General features: G+C 74.6%; 10 protein-coding genes and 1 pseudogene. 9 read left to right on the top strand and 2 right to left on the bottom strand.

The features are described 5' to 3' along the window. The first annotated feature begins 935 nt into the window (after positions 1-935). The 6 genes and pseudogenes from IQ279_RS07915 to IQ279_RS07890 form a co-directional block, all read left to right on the top strand. Positions 936-2,264, top strand: a complete 1,329-nt coding sequence (locus IQ279_RS07915; RefSeq protein ID WP_307792267.1) for an MFS transporter — start codon at positions 936-938, stop codon at positions 2,262-2,264. Beyond that, positions 2,261-4,348, top strand: coding sequence for a molybdopterin oxidoreductase family protein (locus tag IQ279_RS07910; RefSeq protein ID WP_206347623.1), 2,088 nt, complete (start codon positions 2,261-2,263; stop codon positions 4,346-4,348). Before IQ279_RS07915 ends, IQ279_RS07910 begins: the two co-directional genes overlap by 4 nt. Further along, on the top strand, positions 4,345-5,835 hold the full coding sequence (locus tag IQ279_RS07905) for an FAD-dependent oxidoreductase (protein WP_241027771.1): 1,491 nt from the start codon (positions 4,345-4,347) through the stop codon (positions 5,833-5,835). The genes IQ279_RS07910 and IQ279_RS07905 overlap by 4 nt, the downstream gene beginning before the upstream one ends. Continuing rightward, on the top strand, positions 5,835-7,043 hold the full coding sequence (locus IQ279_RS07900) for an NAD(P)/FAD-dependent oxidoreductase (RefSeq protein ID WP_206347622.1): 1,209 nt from the start codon (positions 5,835-5,837) through the stop codon (positions 7,041-7,043). Before IQ279_RS07905 ends, IQ279_RS07900 begins: the two co-directional genes overlap by 1 nt. Before the next feature lie 111 nt (positions 7,044-7,154). Beyond that, positions 7,155-8,750 carry a MocR-like pyridoxine biosynthesis transcription factor PdxR gene (pdxR, locus tag IQ279_RS07895; RefSeq protein ID WP_241027770.1) on the top strand — a complete coding sequence of 532 codons (1,596 nt, stop codon included), beginning with the start codon at positions 7,155-7,157 and terminating at the stop codon, positions 8,748-8,750. A gap of 317 nt (positions 8,751-9,067) precedes the next feature. Beyond that, positions 9,068-9,151 (top strand): annotated as a pseudogene (locus IQ279_RS07890) (IS5/IS1182 family transposase); the annotation flags it as partial. A gap of 31 nt (positions 9,152-9,182) precedes the next feature. Here the strand turns inward: IQ279_RS07890 and IQ279_RS07885 are convergent. After that, positions 9,183-10,919, bottom strand: coding sequence for a bifunctional 3'-5' exonuclease/DNA polymerase (locus tag IQ279_RS07885; RefSeq protein WP_206347621.1), 1,737 nt, complete (start codon positions 10,917-10,919; stop codon positions 9,183-9,185). Positions 10,920-11,159: 240 nt separating this feature from the next. Here IQ279_RS07885 and IQ279_RS07880 point away from each other — a divergent pair, with 240 nt between their 5' ends. Continuing rightward, complete coding sequence (locus IQ279_RS07880) at positions 11,160-12,332, top strand: acyl-CoA dehydrogenase family protein (protein WP_206347620.1); 1,173 nt, start codon at positions 11,160-11,162, stop codon at positions 12,330-12,332. Between the two features lie 137 nt (positions 12,333-12,469). On the opposite strand, the gene IQ279_RS07875 is transcribed toward IQ279_RS07880, so the two are convergent. Continuing rightward, positions 12,470-12,871, bottom strand: coding sequence for a hypothetical protein (locus IQ279_RS07875; RefSeq protein ID WP_241027769.1), 402 nt, complete (start codon positions 12,869-12,871; stop codon positions 12,470-12,472). A gap of 205 nt (positions 12,872-13,076) precedes the next feature. Between IQ279_RS07875 and IQ279_RS07870 the strand changes: the two genes are divergently transcribed. Beyond that, the gene (locus tag IQ279_RS07870) at positions 13,077-13,517 is read left to right on the top strand and encodes an Lrp/AsnC family transcriptional regulator (protein WP_206347619.1); all 441 of its coding nucleotides are present in this window, start codon (positions 13,077-13,079) and stop codon (positions 13,515-13,517) included. A 68-nt stretch (positions 13,518-13,585) separates the two neighbouring features. Then, positions 13,586-15,262 (top strand): amidohydrolase, encoded by a 1,677-nt coding sequence (locus IQ279_RS07865; protein ID WP_206347618.1) that lies wholly within the window; start codon positions 13,586-13,588, stop codon positions 15,260-15,262. Positions 15,263-15,741: the final 479 nt, after the last annotated feature.

Genomic DNA, 15,741 nt, shown 5'->3' with positions numbered 1-15,741 from the left:
CTCGGCGAAAACGCAACCGGTGTGATCGGTCGGCGTCCACTTGTGTTCTCCGGGGCACCCGGCTTCGCCGCGCCGGGCGCACGGACGGCGGTGAGGCCGATGTTATGGCGGTGGCACACCCTGGAAGGAAGGCTGCGCGGGCAGTCCCGGTACGGCACTTCTCCGGGTGGTCGCGGGGTCCGCTATCGCCGGCCCCCGGGGCCGGGCGGCACCGCCTTCCGGTGAACCGTCCGGAGGCGGGGGAGAGCCGGGCGACGGTGCGCTCCGTGACGGCCTGGCCGGTCGGGTCCTCTGCATCGAGTGGTGTCCACTTCCGTAGTGGGCTGCTTATGTCTGTCAGAATATTGTCGGTATTAGTGGTTTTCAAGCCTCCGGGCGCGGGCCGGTCCTTATTCTCGGGCAGCACGGACTTGTCGGAGGGTTTTCGGGAAACCCCGGCCCCGGAGCACGGAAATCCCATATGCGCAGAAGGTGGAATTCCTCTCGCCGTCGCCGTCGCCGTCGCCGTCGCCGGTCCGCCGGCCGCGGTCCGGCGGTGGACCAGAGGATCCACTCGCGAGTGGACCACCGGCGGGCCGTCGGCTCGTCTACGGTGCTGACGAGCCCGGGACACCAGGCCCCGTCCGGGCCTTCCGCGACAGATCCGGCCCGCCCTTCCCCTCGCCTCTGACGCCGTAGGGAGACATGCCGACGATGCCTGCCAGACGAACCCCGCCGTTCCATCCGCTCCCCCGTCCCCGGTTCGGCCGCGTGGACGGAGGCCGGTCGTGACTCTGCGCCCGGACGCCTTCACCGGCGTCCGGAAGCCGACCGGACGGAGTGGCCCAGCCGGTTCCGGCGGCGTGGACACGCGCCCGCCGGGCGGAGCCCCTCCGAACGGCGACCGGGCCGCGCGACGATCCGGGGCCCCGCGCCCGGAGGGCCGCGGCCGTCACATCAGGAACTGGGACCCGGATGACGAGGCGGCCTGGGAGGCCGGCGGCAGACTCGTCGCACGCCGGAACCTGATCCTGTCGATCCTCTCGGAGCACATCGGCTTCTCCGTGTGGAGCCTGTGGTCGGTGCTGGTGCTGTTCATGTCCCCGGAGACCGGCTTCGGATTCTCGGCCGGGGAGAAGTTCCTGCTGGTGGTCGTCCCGACGATGGTCGGCGCGGTGCTGCGGCTGCCCTACAGCTACGCGGTGACCCGCTTCGGCGGCCGCAACTGGACCGTGTTCGCCTCCGCCGTCCTGTTCGTTCCCACTCTGGCGACCCTGTACTTCATCCAGCGCCCGGGCACACCGCTGTGGGTGTTCCTGCTGATCGGCGCGACCGCCGGTGCGGGCGGCGCCAACTTCGCCTCCTCGATGACCAACATCACCGGCTTCTACCCACAGCGCCTTCAGGGCTGGGCCCTGGGCCTCAACGCCGGCGGCGGCAACCTCGGCGTGGCGGTGGTTCAGATCGTGGGGCTGCTGGTGATCGCGACGGCGGGCAGCACCCACCCCTCGTACGTGGTGGCCGTGTACCTGCCCCTGATCGGGGTCGCCGCCCTGCTGTCGGCCCTGTTCATGGACAACATCGACACCGTGCGCACCGACCCCGGTGCCCAGCGGGAGGCCGTTCGAGAACGCCACACCTGGTGGATCTCCCTGCTCTACGTCGGTACGTTCGGCTCGTTCATCGGCTACGGGTTCGCGTTCGGCCTCGTACTGCAGCTCCAGTTCGGCTCCACCCCGCTGGAGGCGGCGCGGCTGACCTTCCTCGGGCCGCTGATCGGTTCGCTGGCCCGCCCGTTCGGCGGCTGGGCGGCCGACAGGTGGGGTGGGGGGCGGGTCACCCTGTGGGCCTACATCGGCATGCTCGCGGGCACGGCGCTGCTGCTGGTCGCCTCCGCACGCGAGTCGCTGGGCCTGTTCCTGGCCGGCTTCACCGCTCTGTTCGTCCTCAGCGGGATCGGCAACGGCTCCACCTACAAGATGATCCCCGTGGTCTTCGGCCTCGGGGCCGAACGCGAGGTCGCGGCAGGCCGGGACGCGACACGTGCCTTCGCCCGGGCCCGCAGACTCTCCGGCGCGGCGATCGCCATAGCCGGAGCCGTCGGTGCGCTCGGCGGAGTCGCCATCAACATGGCCTTCCGGTCCTCGTACGCCTCCTCCGGTACCGGCGACAAGGCGTTCTGGGGTTTCCTCGCCTTCTACGCGGTGTGCGTCGTGGTGGTCCGGAAGGTCTACCCGGGTTCCGCGCGCGGTGGACGCGGGGCGGTCAGGAGGGCGGGAACATGACCGGACCACGGCGGGTCAGGACGCACTGCCCGTACTGCGCCCTGCAATGCGGCACCCGGCTGAGCCGCGAGGACGGCACTGTGCGTGTCCGGCCGTCCGACTTCCCCGTCAACCGGGGCGGGCTGTGCCGCAAGGGCTGGACGGCGCCCTTCGTGCTCGAAGCTCCGGACCGGCTGCGCCATCCCCTCCTGCGCGGCAGGGACGGCCGGCTCCTCCCAGCGGACTGGGACAGCGCGCTGGACGCGGTCACGGCCGGGCTGCAACGCGTACGGCGGGACCACGGACCGGACGGGGTCGCGGTCTTCGGCGGGGGCGGGCTGACCAACGAGAAGGCCTATCTGCTGGGCAAGCTGGCCCGGACGGCACTCGGTACCAGCCAGATCGACTACAACGGGCGGTTCTGCATGTCCTCGGCCGCCGTCGCCGGCAACGCCGCGTTCGGTGTGGACCGGGGCCTGCCCTTCCCGGTGACCGACCTGGCGGAGGCCGACACCGTCCTGCTCGCCGGCGCCAACGTCGCCGAGACCATGCCGCCGCTCATGCGCCACCTGGACCGGGCCGACCTCGTCGTCATCGACCCGCGCCGCACCAGGACCGCCGAGGCGTCGGCCCTGCACCTGCAACCGCTGCCCGGCACGGACCTCGCCCTGGCACTCGGTCTGCTGCACATCGCGGTCACCGAGGGATGGTGCGACCTGGGCTACGTGGAAGAGCGCACCAGCGGATTCGACGAGGCATGGCAGAGGGCGCTGGCGTGGTGGCCGGAGCGGGTCGAGCGCGTCACGGGCGTGCCCGCCGGGGAACAGCGCGAGGCGGTCAGGATGCTGGCCCGCACACGCCGCGCGTACATCCTCACCGGGCGCGGGGCCGAGCAGCACAGCAAGGGCACCGACACCACCGCCGCCTTCATCAACCTTGCCCTGGCCCTGGGGCTGCCCGGCCGGCGGGGCAGCGGCTACGGCTGCCTGACCGGGCAGGGCAACGGCCAGGGCGGGCGCGAGCACGGCCAGAAGGCCGACCAGCTGCCCGGTTACCGCAGACTGGACGACCCGGCGGCGCGCGAGCACGTGGCACGGGTGTGGGGCGTGGACCCGAATTCGCTGCCGGGGCCGGGGCGCAGCGCGTACGAGCTGCTGGACGCCCTCGGCGAGCCGGACGGTCCCAGAGCCCTGCTGGTCTTCGGGTCGAACCCGGTGGTGTCGGCTCCGCACGCCGGGCGGGTCGGAGACCGGCTCGCCGGACTCGACCTGCTGGTGGTCGCGGACTTCTTCCGCTCCGAGACCGCCGAACTGGCCGACGTGGTGCTGCCGGTCGCCCAGTGGGCTGAGGAGGAGGGGACTTTGACCAGCCTGGAGGGCCGCGTACTGCGCCGCCGCCGACTGCAGGACCCTCCTGCCGGGGTTCTCGGGGACCTGGAGGTCATCCAGGCCCTGGCGGTCCGGCTGGGGCAGCCGGCAAGCCGTTTCCCGGCCGCGCCACGCGAGGTGTTCGACGAGCTCCGCCGGGCCTCCCGGGGCGGCCCCGCCGACTACTCGGGCATTGACTACGAGCGGCTGGACGCCGGTGAGGCCCTGTACTGGCCCTGCCCCGAACAGCCGGAAGGCGCCGGCCCCCACCCCGGTACGCCCCGGCTGTTCCTGGACCGCTTCGCCCACCCCGACGGGCGCGCCCGGTTCGCCGCGGTCGACCACCGGGATAGCGCCGAGACGGCCTGCGCGCAGTACCCGCTGACCGCCACCACCGGACGCGCGCTCGCCCACTACCAGTCCGGCACGCAGACCCGTCGTGTCCCCGAACTCCTCCGGGCCGTGCCGGAGGTCTGCGTCGAGGTGCACCCGGACACGGCGGCCCGGGCAGGGCTCTCGGAAGGGGCGCTCGCCGTCGTCACTTCGCGGCGCGGACGTCTGACCGCCCGGGTGAGGATCGTGAACACGATGCGCTCCGACACCGTCTTCCTGCCCTTCCACTTTCCGATGTCCGGCCGGGCCAATCTGATCACCAATCCGGCGCTGGACCCGCGAAGCGGGATGCCCGAGTTCAAGGTGTGCGCCGTACGTGTCGAGCCCGGGGAGGCCGGGGCATGAGGGCGGGCATCGTGATAGTCGGCCACGGACCGGCCGCCCACCGACTCGTGCAGCTCCTGCGCCGGTACGGGTACCGGGGGCGGATCGGGGTCCTCGGTGCCGAGCACCGCCCCGCGTACCAGCGTTCCCTGCTGGGCGAGGTGCTCGGTGGACGGCTGAGGCCGCCCGCCCTGACACTGCCCGCCGTCGCCGAGGGCGCCGACGTGCGCGACGGCGTCACCGTGACCGGCGTGGACCGGCGGCGGGCCCTGGTGCACACCGACGACGGCGGCTCACACCCCTACGACACGCTGGTACTCGCCACCGGCGCCCGGCCGCACCTGCCGGACCTGCCCGGACTGCGGGCCCCGGACGGAGCCCCCGCCGACGGGGTGACCGCCTTGCGCACGCTCGACGACTGCCTGCGGATCGCCTCGGCGCCGGGGACGGGTCCGACGGGTGCCGGGAAGGGCGGCACGCAGGGGCCGGGCGTGGTCGTGCTGGGCGCGGGGGTGCTGGGCGTGGAGACCGCCGTGGACCTGCGAGGCGCCGGCCACGATGTCACCCTGGTCCACCCCGCTCCGCACCCGATGGAGAACCGGCTCGACGCGCCCGCCGGGCTCCTGCTGACCGAACGGCTCGAACGGCTGGGAGTGCGGATGCTGCCGGGCCGAACGCCCCTGGCGTACCGATCCGGCACCCTGCTGCTCGAGGACGGCGGGCAGGTGCCCGCCCGCCACCTCGTCGTGTGCGCCGGGGCTGTGCCCGAGACCTCGTTGGCCCGCGGCTGCGGGCTGGCGGTGCGTACCGGTGTCGTCGTCGACGCGGAACTGCGCACCAGCGATCCCCGTGTCCGTGCCATCGGCGACTGCGCGGAGTACCAGGGCACCGCGGGTGGAAGCGTCCTGACGGCCTGGGAGCAGGCGGATGTCCTGGCGCGGCTGCTCACCGGAGGCCGGGCCCGGTTCCGGGGGGCCCGCTCCGCTGTCCGGCTGCGGGCGCGGGGGATCGACCTGGCGGTGCTGGGGGGACCGGACGCGCCGGGGGAAGGGCACTGTGCCGACGAGGTCGTGACCCTCATGGACCGGACACGCGGCCGGTACGCCCGGCTCGTCCTCCGTGAGGGGCGCGTCCACGGTGCCGTGCTGCTGGGCCTGCCCCGTGCGATCGCCGCCGTCGCCCAGTTGTACGACCAGGACCTCCCGGCGCCTTCCGACCGGTTGTCGCTGCTGCTCGGGACCCCTCCCGCGGACGATCGGGGAGGCCCGGCGGAGGACGATGTCGTCTGTTTCTGCGGCGGTGTCACCCGGGCCGAGGTGCGGCGGTCCTGGCGGGACGGTGCCCGGGACCTGGCCGCGGTGGCCGCGGCCACCCGGGCGACGACCGGCTGCGGAGGCTGCGCGCGGGACGTCCTGGCGCTCGGCGGAGGAGCACGCTCCGGTGCGGTGGAGCCGGTGGACGGCGGGCCGCGCCGTCTGGCGGGACTCCTCGGAGAGGGTGGGGCGTGATGGCCCGGACCCTCGTCGTCGCCGGATACGGCATGGTCGCCCACCGTTTGGTGGAGCGGCTGCGGGCGGGCGATCCCGGTCGGCGATGGCGGCTGGTCGTCCTGGGGGAAGAGCCGTGGCCCGCGTACGACCGTGTCTCCCTCACCTCCTGTCTGGAGGGCCGGGACGCCCGGGACCTTCTGCTGGCCGGCTGTGAGCCGCTCCGCACCCCCCGGGTGCGGCTGCGCCTCGGCACTCGTGTCGTCCGTTTGGACCGGCGGCGCGCGCAGGTGGTCACCGCGGACGGCGACGTCTGGCGGTACGACGCCCTGGTACTGGCCACCGGGGCGCGTCCTTTCGTGCCCCCGGTCCCGGGCCGCGAACTGCCGGGCTGCTTCACCTATCGCACCCTGGACGACCTTGAGGGAATCCGTGCCGCCGCGCGGCCCGGTGACCCGGCCGTCGTGATCGGCGGCGGACTGCTCGGGCTGGAGGCGGCGGCCGGCCTGCGGGCACTGGGCATGCGCCCGCAGATCCTGGAACAGGCGCCGTGGCCGATGCCGGCCCAGTTGGACGCGCGCGGTGGTGAACTGCTCGCAGGGCTGGTGGGCGCTCGCGGCATCGCGATGCGCTGCGGTGTCTCGGTCCGCTCGCTGCGTGCCGGTCCCGGCGGACGGGTGCGGTCCGTGGGGCTGCATGACGGGACCGCCCTGGAGGCCTCCCTGGTGGTGTTCGCATCCGGTGTCCGGCCACGCGACGAACTGGCCGGTGCCGCCGGTCTGGCCACGGGGGAGCGGGGCGGTTTCCTCGTCGACGAGTACTGCCGTACCGCCGATCCCCGAATATGGGCGATCGGGGACTGCGCGGCGGCCGGGGGCCGCCCCCACGGACTGGTCGCGCCCGGTTACCGTATGGCCGACACGGTGGCGGCCCAGCTGACCGGGGGAGCGGTGAGGCCGTTCGGCGGAGCCGATCTGTCCGCGCGCCTGAAGCTGGCCGGGGTCCACGTCGCAGGTTTCGGCGACACCCACGCGCGCACCGCGGGGGCGGTGGAGTTCGCCGTCGAGGACCTCCGTGAGAGGCGTTACGCCAAGCTCGTGCTGAGTGAGGACGGGGGTGTTCTCCTCGGCGGGGCGCTGGTCGGTGACACGGCGGCCTTCCCCGCACTGCGGTCACTGGTGGGGAAGCGTCTGCCCGGCTCCGCCGACGCTCTGCTGAGCCGCCGCTGAACCTGATCTTTCCGGTCTTCGGCGGGCGCTGGAAGAATACGCGCGTCAAAGGGTCCCGGGAGCACCGGCCGGCGGGGGACCCGGGCGAACAGAGCGAGAAGGGGGAGCAGAATGCGCTTCGGCGATCGCACCGTACCGCCTGGTGTGGAGGGTCCCGGCACAGGACGGGCCGCGGCACCGACGCGGGGCGACGAACACCGCCACCGCGTATCGCCGGACGGCGGACCCGCCGAAGGGCCCCGGCACGACGGGAACGGTGCGCCGCGCCCCGCGGACCGGTCCGCCCGGCCCTCCGCACCGGGCGTCCGCTTCCTCGACCTCCAGCTGGACCTGGACCTGCGCCGGCGGCACGGGCGTTCGGAGGAACTGGCCGCGGCGCTGCGCCGGGCCATCGACTCCGGGCGCCTGCGGCCGGGCACGCGCCTGCCCTCCACACGCGGCGTCGCCGAGGAACTGGGCCTGGCCCGGGGGACGGTCACCAGCGCCTACCGCCGACTCGCCCTCGAAGGGCGGCTGGAGGCCGAGCAGGGCTCCGGGACCCGGGTGACCTTACCGCGCAGCGCCGTGTCACCGGAGCAGGCGGCCGACCCCGGCACCAGGAACCCGTGGCGCTGGAACCTCAGGCCCGCGATGCCCGATGTGACGCTTTTCCCCAGGACGGCCTGGGTCAGGGCCACCCAGCGGGTGCTGCGTGAGGCGTCGGCGGAGGCACTCGACTACGGGGATCCCCGTGGCCGCCCGGAACTGCGCCAGGCTCTCGCCGACTACCTCGGCCGGGCACGCGGAGTGGTCGCCCAGCCGGACAGGATCGTCGTCTGCCACGGCTTCACCCAGGCGATCGGTCTGCTGGCGAGGGTGCTGGCGGGTCACGGAGCCGGAAAGCTCGCGATCGAGGACCCGTCGTACCCGCTCTTCCGGGAGATCATCCGGACGGCCGAACTCACCGCGCACCCGGTCGAGGTGGACGAGCACGGGCTGCGGCCCGAACTGCTGGACGCCGAAGCCGCGCTCGTGACCCCGATCCACCAGTACCCGCTGGGGGTGTCGCTGTCCCAGGAGCGCCGCGAACAGCTGCTGGCCTGGGCCCGCGCGACCGGCTCGGTGATCGTGGAGGACGACTACGACGGCGATTTCCAGTACGGAAGGCGCCGGATAGGAACGCTCCAGGCGCTGGAACCGTCCCGGGTCATATACGCCGGTACCACCAGCAAGACGCTCGCCCCCGGTCTGCGGCTGGCCTGGCTTGTGCTGCCCCCGGACTGGGTCGAGCCGGTCACGGCGGCCAAACGGATCGCCGACCAGCACTCGGCGGCGCTCACCCAGATGGTGCTGGCGGAACTGATCACTTCGGGGGCGTACGACCGCCACGTGCGGCACTGCCGCAGCCACTACCGCGGCAGGCGGGACCAGTTGGGCGCGGTCCTCGCCGAGAGGGTGCCGCAGGTTCGTCTGCTGGGCGAGAACGCGGGGCTGCACGCCGTGGTGCACTGGCCGCAGGACGGTCCGTCGGAGCACGAGGTGCTGCACGCCGCCCGACACGAGTCCCTGGCGGTCAGCGGTCTGGGGGAGTACTGCGTGGCGCCGGGCTCCCGGCCTCCCGGCCTGGTGGTCGGGTACGCGACCCCGCCGCGGCACGGCTACGCCGGGGCGCTGGAGTCCCTGACCAGAACACTCCGCCGCGCCTTCGGCACGCAGGGGAACCGGTGAAGGGGTTACGTTCCCCCTGATCTGCGGGGCCGTCCCGCCGGACGGCCGGCGCCCCCGGTGCGCAAGGAGGCGTCCACGCCTCGTTTCCGATGCCGCGGCCACGGGCGGCGCAAATCGGTCCGGCCGGTGGCCGGCCGGGAACGTGTGGACCATGCGGCGGGTCGTGAACCCAGTCGCCGCGGGGTCCGCTGCCGGTGCGGCGACGGACCGCCGAGAAGCCGTACGGGACGATCGCCCCTGAGGTGTGGGCGGTCGGCGACGTGTCGTTGCCCGAGAGCGGCACCGCGTCGGTGGGGGTGGCCCGGCAGTACCGCCGTGGACGTCCCCGCACCAGGCCGGAGGCGGTCCCGGCCGACAAGGCGTACTCCTCCCGCGCGATACGCGAGCACCTGCGCGGACGCGTACACCGCCGTGATCCCCGAAAACCCCCGCTCACTTGGCGTCCGCGTAGCACTCCACCACGGCCGTGGTGAACGGGAAGCGCACCGGGGTCTCGCCGAAGGCCGCGAGGCCCGCCCGCTCGCCCGCCGCGCGTACGGCCCCCACCACCGCGTCCGCCTCCTGTGCCGGACAGTGCACGATCACCTCGTCGTGCTGGAAGAACACCAGCTCGGCGCGCATCCCGGCCAGGGACTGCCGCAGGGAGGCCAGCACCAGCAGCATCCAGTCGGCCCCGCTGCCCTGCACCACGAAGTTGCGGGTGAACCGGCCGCGGGCCCGGGCCGCGCCGTCGCCGGGCGGGCCCTGCGCGTCCGCCTCGGGCGGGCCGACCCCGCCGTCACCGAAGTCCGTCTCCCGGGCGGCCGCGGGCGGGCAGGTGCGCCCCAGCCAGGTGCGCACCAGCCGGCCCTCCTCGCCGGCCCGCGCCGCCTCGTCCACGTACGCCACCGCCGCCGGGTAGCGGCGCCGCAGATCCGCCAGGTGCCGCAGGCCGTCCCCCGAGGTCTGCCCGTACACCGCGCCCAGCAGCGCCAGCTTGGCCCGGTCCCGGTCGCCGCCGAACGCCCGGTCCGACAGCACCGAGTACATGTCCCGGCCGCTCCCGGCCACCTCCATCAGCCCCCGGTCGCGGGAGACGGCGGCCAGCACCCTGGGCTCCATCTGGTCGGCGTCGGCGACCACCAGCCGCCACCCCGGATCGGCCACCACCGCGCGCCGCACCACCTTGGGGATCTGCAGAGCGCCCCCGCCGTTGCTCGTCCAGCGGCCCGTGACCGAGCCGCCGGGCACGTACTCGGGACGGAAGCGGCCGTCGCGCACCCAGGTGCGCAGCCAGGACCGGCCGTGCGCGGTGTGCAGCCGGTACAGCGTCTTGTGGCGCAGCAGCGGGGCGACGGCCGGGTGGTCGATCTTCCGCAGCTCCCACGCCCGCGTCGAGGACAGCCGGATCCCGTCCCGCGCGAACGCCCTGACCACGTCCGCCGGCAGATCCGGCCGCACCCGCGCCCCCGGCCCGAAGGCGCGCGAGACCTCCTCGGCCAGCTGAGCCAGCCGGGCGGGCTCGCCGCCCGGATAGCTCTCGCCCAGCAGTTCCCGCAGCAGCTCGCGGTGGACGTCCGCCCGCCAGGGCACCCCCGCGCGGTTCATCTCCGCCGCCACCAGCGTCCCCGCGGACTCCGCGGCCAGCAGCAGCCGCATCCGCTCCGGATGCCCGGCCGCCTCCACCCGCCGCAACTGGCCGGCGTACACCTCCAGCAGGGCGGCGAGCGGGTCCGTGCCCGGCGGCAGCGGCACCGGGCCCGGGGCGAACAGCGAGGGCTGCCGGTCGGCCGCGCGCAGCGGCGGGTCGTCCGGAACCGGCGCCCGGTGCAGCCGCGCCCAGGCCGCCGACAGCGAACGAGGCTCGCCCCACCGCCCCTCGTGGCCCAGCAGCAGCGCCTCGCACGCCTCCGTGTCATGGCACCGCTCCACCCGCACCCCGGCCTCCAGCAGCCGCGGGTACACCTGCGCCGTCGACCGCCACACCCACCGGGCGACCGGGCCGGAGGCGGTACGGTCCGCCACGGCCCGCGCCACGTCCGGCTCGGTCACCACCGGGCCCGCCGCGCGCCCCCGCCCGTCCAGCGGGCACAACAGGGCCGTGCCCTCGGCGGTCACCGCCACCGCCCAGCGCACCGCGCCCTCCCGTTCCCGTCCGCCCCCTCGCCCGGGGCCGTGGCCGTCCCGCATACGGTGGAGTGTGACAGCGGGCACCGACAACCGGCGGTGATCTGCGCCGCGGTCTCCGCCGCGATCCTCGCCCCGCGGTGACGCCGGGCCGCCGATCGGGCATACTCCAATCGCCACAGCCGCTGGTCAGCCGCTCTCGCGACCCGAGAGCGACATCGGCCGGTACCACCACTTCCCGGTGGCGGCGCCCCACCCCGAGCGCCCGCCGCCGCAGCCCCCGACAGGGAGGAGAGCGCCGAGATGACCGAGTACGGCCCCCAGCCGGTGGAACGCCGGATGCCCACCGAGGAGGCCCGTGACCTCCTCACCCTGGTGCGCGAACTCGCCCAGCGCGAGATCCGTCCGGTCGCGGCCGAGGAGGAGGAGAGCGGCCGCTTCCCCCGCGAGACCTTCACCCTGCTGTCGGAGTCCGGCCTGCTCTCACTGCCCTACGGCGAGGAGTTCGGCGGCGGAGACCAGCCCTACGAGGTGTACCTGCAGATCCTGGAGGAGCTGGCCGCGGCCCGGCTCACCGTGGGCCTGGGCGTCAGCGTCCACACCCTCGCCTGCCACGCGCTCGCCCACTACGGCTCCAAGGAGCAGCGCGCCGAGCACCTTCCGGCGATGTTCACCGGCGGACTGCTGGGCGCGTACTGCCTGTCCGAGCCGTCCTCCGGCTCCGACGCCGCCGCGCTGCGCACCCGTGCCGTCCGCGACGGCGACGACTGGGTGCTCGACGGCACCAAGGCGTGGATCACCCACAGCGGCATCGCCGACTTCTACACCGTCATGGCCCGCACCGGGAAAGACGGACCGCGCGGCATCACCGCCTTCCTCGTCCCCGGTGACGCCGAGGGGCTCAGCGCCGCCGCCCCCGAGCGCAAGATGGGGATGGGCGGGTCGCCGACGGCCCAGGTCCACTTCGACGGGGTCCGCGTCCCCGACAGCCGCCGGGTCGGCGACGAGGGGCAGGGCTTCGCCATCGCCCTGGACGCCCTCAACTCCGGCCGGCTCGGCATCGCCGCCTGCGCGATCGGGGTTGCCCAGGCCGCCCTCGACGAGGCCCTGGCCTACACCGCCGGGCGCGAGCAGTTCGGCCGCCCCGTCTCCGACTTCCAGGGCGTGCGGTTCATGCTGGCCGACATGGCCACCCAGATCGAGGCCGGGCGCGCCCTGTACCTGGCCGCGGCACGCCTGCGCGACGCGGGGGAGCCCTTCGCCCGGCAGGCGGCGATGGCCAAGCTGTTCTGCACGGACACGGCCATGAAGGTCACCACCGACGCCGTCCAGCTGCTGGGCGGCTACGGCTACACCCGCGACTACCCGGCCGAGCGCCTGATGCGGGAGGCCAAGGTGCTGCAGATCGTCGAGGGCACCAACCAGATCCAGCGGGTGGTCGTCGCCCGCCACCTGGCCGGCCCCGAGAGCCGCTGAGCGCGACGGCGGTCCGCGCCGCCGAAAGGCCCGGGCGCGGACCGCCGTCCGTGCCGCGGTGCGTCCGTGCCCGGCGGTGTCCGGGCGTGCGGTGCTTCTCCGGGCGCGGGGTCCTTCCGGCCGGACGGCGCGGGCCGTCAGTGGCGCGGGTGCCGGCCGTGCGGAACGCGCATCGGGTGCGTACCCGGGCCCCCGGCGTGGGAGAAGGGCTGCATCCGCCAGTGCAGCCCCTCGGGCAGCGTCAGCAGCATCGCGGCGTCCTGCTCGCGGGCCTCGTGCTCGGGGCCCTCCGTCCCGGCGTCCTCCACCGGACGTCCCGAGCCCTGGCACACCGTCAGGCCGAACGGATTCCACGGAGTCGGGCACAGCGCGTGCTCGGGGAGCGTCTCCTCGTCCGCCAGCAGGGCTATCGGCCGCGCGCAGTCCGGGCAGACCACCCGGAAGATCTCGTAGGTCTCATAGGTCTCATGGGCCTCGGCTCTCTCCTCCTGGGCCTCGGCGTCCGGGTGACCGGCGTGGAGCGACTTCACCTTGCGCATGCAATCCCCCTTGGACGGGCTGCCGGGTGTCCGATCGAGGGTGTCCCGGCCACAGCAAGCATTTCCCTCCGTTGCCCATCCGTAATCTCCGCACCCTCCCGGACACGGGAGCGCGGGTGTGGCGTTCGTCACATGCCCGCGCCCCGGGGGCATCGACAGGCCGAACGGTGTGCCGTGGTGCGCCCGGCGCAGTAGGTTGCCTGTCGTGGAGGAGCTGGATCGTCGCATCGTGGAATTGCTCGTCAGGGACGGGCGGATGAGCTACACCGACCTGGGCAGGGCCACCGGCCTGTCGACCTCGGCGGTGCACCAGCGCGTCCGCAGGCTGGAGCAGCGCGGTGTCATCCGCGGCTACGCGGCCATCGTCGACCCCGAGGCCGTCGGACTGCCCATGACCGCCTTCATCTCGGTCAAGCCGTTCGACCCCAGCGCCCCGGACGACATCGCCGACCGGCTCGCCGAGGTGCCCGAGATCGAGGCGTGCCACAGCGTCGCGGGCGACGAGAACTACATCCTCAAGGTCCGGGTCTCCGCCCCCGTCGAGCTGGAGCACCTGCTGGCGCGCATCCGCTCCCTGGCCGGGGTCTCCACCCGCACCACCGTCGTGCTGTCCACCCCCTACGAGGCCCGGCCGCCCCGCGTGTGAGGGCCTCCGCGCCGCGTACGGGCGACCCCGGCGGCCGGGAGCGGCGGGTGAGGGGGAGACTGGCAGCCATGAGCGACAGCACGGCCCCTCTCGAAGGCCCCGGCGGTCCCGGCCACCCCGGCCGCCCCCGCACCGTCCTCCTGCGCGGAGGCGAGGTCCACAGCCCCGCCGACCCCTTCGCCACCGCCATGGTCGTCGAAGGCGGCGGCATCGCCTGGGTCGGCTCGGAAGGGGCCGCGGACTCCTTCGCCGACGGCGTCGACGAGGTGGTCCACCTCGACGGCGCGCTCGTCACCCCGGCTTTCACCGACTCCCACGTCCACGCCACCGCGACCGGCCTGGCGCTCACCGGCCTCGACCTGGCCGGCGTCCGCTCCCCGGCCGAGCTCCTGGAGCGCGTACGGGAGCATGCCCGGTCCCGTCCCGGCGACCGGATCCTGCTCGGCCACGGCTGGGACGCGTCCGCCTGGCCCGGACAGCGGCTCCCCTCCCGCGCCGAGCTCGACGAGGCCGCGGACCGGCGGCCGCTCTACCTCACCCGTGTCGACGTCCACTCGGCCCTGGCCACCACCGCGCTGCTCGACCTCGTCCCCGGCGCCCCCGGCGTCACGGAGCTGCCCGGCTACACCCCCGGCGCCGCCCTGACCGGCGACGCCCACCACGCGGTGCGCGCCGTCGCCCACGCCTCCATCACCCCCGCCCAGCGCACCGAGGCCCAGCGCGCCGCCCTGCGCCACGCGGCCTCCCGCGGCATCGGCACCCTCCACGAGTGCGCGGGACCGGAGATCTCCGGCGAGGACGACCTCACCGGCCTGCTGGAGCTGGCCGCCGCCGAGCCCGGACCCCGCGTCTTCGGCTACTGGGCCGAACACATCACCTCCCCCGGGGGCGCTCGGCGGGTGCGGGAACTCGGCGCCCTCGGCGCCGCGGGCGACCTCTTCGCCGACGGCTCCCTGGGCTCCCACACCGCCCATCTGCACGAGCCCTACGCCGACGCCGGCCACCGCGGCACCGGCCATCTGGACGCCGACGCCGTCGCCGCCCACGTCGCCGCCTGCACCGAGGCCGGGATCCAGGCGGGCTTCCACGCCATCGGCGACGCAGCCCTCACCGCCGTCACCGAGGGGGTGCGCGCGGCCGCCGAGCGGGTCGGCCTGGAGCGGGTGCGCGCCGCCCGGCACCGTGTCGAGCACGCCGAGATGCTGACCGGGGCCACCGTCGCGGCCTTCGCCGAGCTGGCCCTGACCGCCTCCGTCCAGCCGGCCTTCGACGCCGCCTGGGGCGGTGAGGACGGTATGTACGCCCGGCGCCTGGGCCGCGAGCGCGCCCGCACCCTCAACCCGTACGCGGCCCTGCTGCGCGCCGGTGTGCCCCTGGCGCTCGGCTCCGACAGCCCCGTCACCCCGCTCGACCCCTGGGGCACCCTGCGCGCCGCCGCCTTCCACCGCACCCCCGAGCACCGGATCTCCGTCCGCGCCGCCTTCACAGCCCACACCCGCGGCGGCTGGCGGGCGATCGGCCGCGACGACGCGGGCGTCCTCGTCCCCGGAGCCCCGGCCGACTACGCCCTGTGGCGCACCGGCGACCTGGTGGTGCAGGTGCCCGACGGCCGGATCGCCGCATGGTCCACCGATCCGCGCTCGGGCACCCCCGGCCTGCCCGACCTCGGTCCGGGGCGCCCGCTGCCCGTCTGCCTGCGGACGGTCGTCGGGGGAAGGACGGTCTACGAACACCCGAACGGGTGACGGAAGGCGGCCATACCGCCGAACGATGTCCCCACAGGTCTGCCCTCCCGCGGCGGGCCCCTCCGCACTGACCTGCTGCTTTGGGGAAACGCCGCAGGTCGTGGGGGTGTTGACAGGCCGTGGCGGTCGGCGGGTAGGTTCTGCCGGGTCCACCACAGGACGTCCGACCGGGGATCCTCCGCGCACAGTCGTCGAGCGAGCTGGGTCATGGGCGGTGCGTCGCACCGGCGTACGGCCGGGAGCCAGACCCAGCGTCCGCGGCACGGGGACGGAGCGATTCCGGCCGGTCGGCGGTGCGACCCGGGTGGGGGCCCGGAGGCTCAGTAGACAACGACTTTCGGCCGATCCGCAGCCAGCGGGTCCCAGGTCGGCCCGAAGGGCGCCGGGCCCCGATCCCGAGGATGGGATGCCCCCGCCCCTTCTCCGCCCCGCCCCCTCCGCCCACCGGCCGTGCGGGGCCGCCTGCCCCGCCCCCGGGC

It is taken from the genome of Streptomyces verrucosisporus, from assembly GCF_017114865.1.
Taxonomy (GTDB): domain Bacteria; phylum Actinomycetota; class Actinomycetes; order Streptomycetales; family Streptomycetaceae; genus Streptomyces; species Streptomyces fenghuangensis.
The sequence above is the reverse complement of the archived record's forward strand: the minus strand, read 5'-3'. Positions and strand labels throughout refer to the sequence as shown.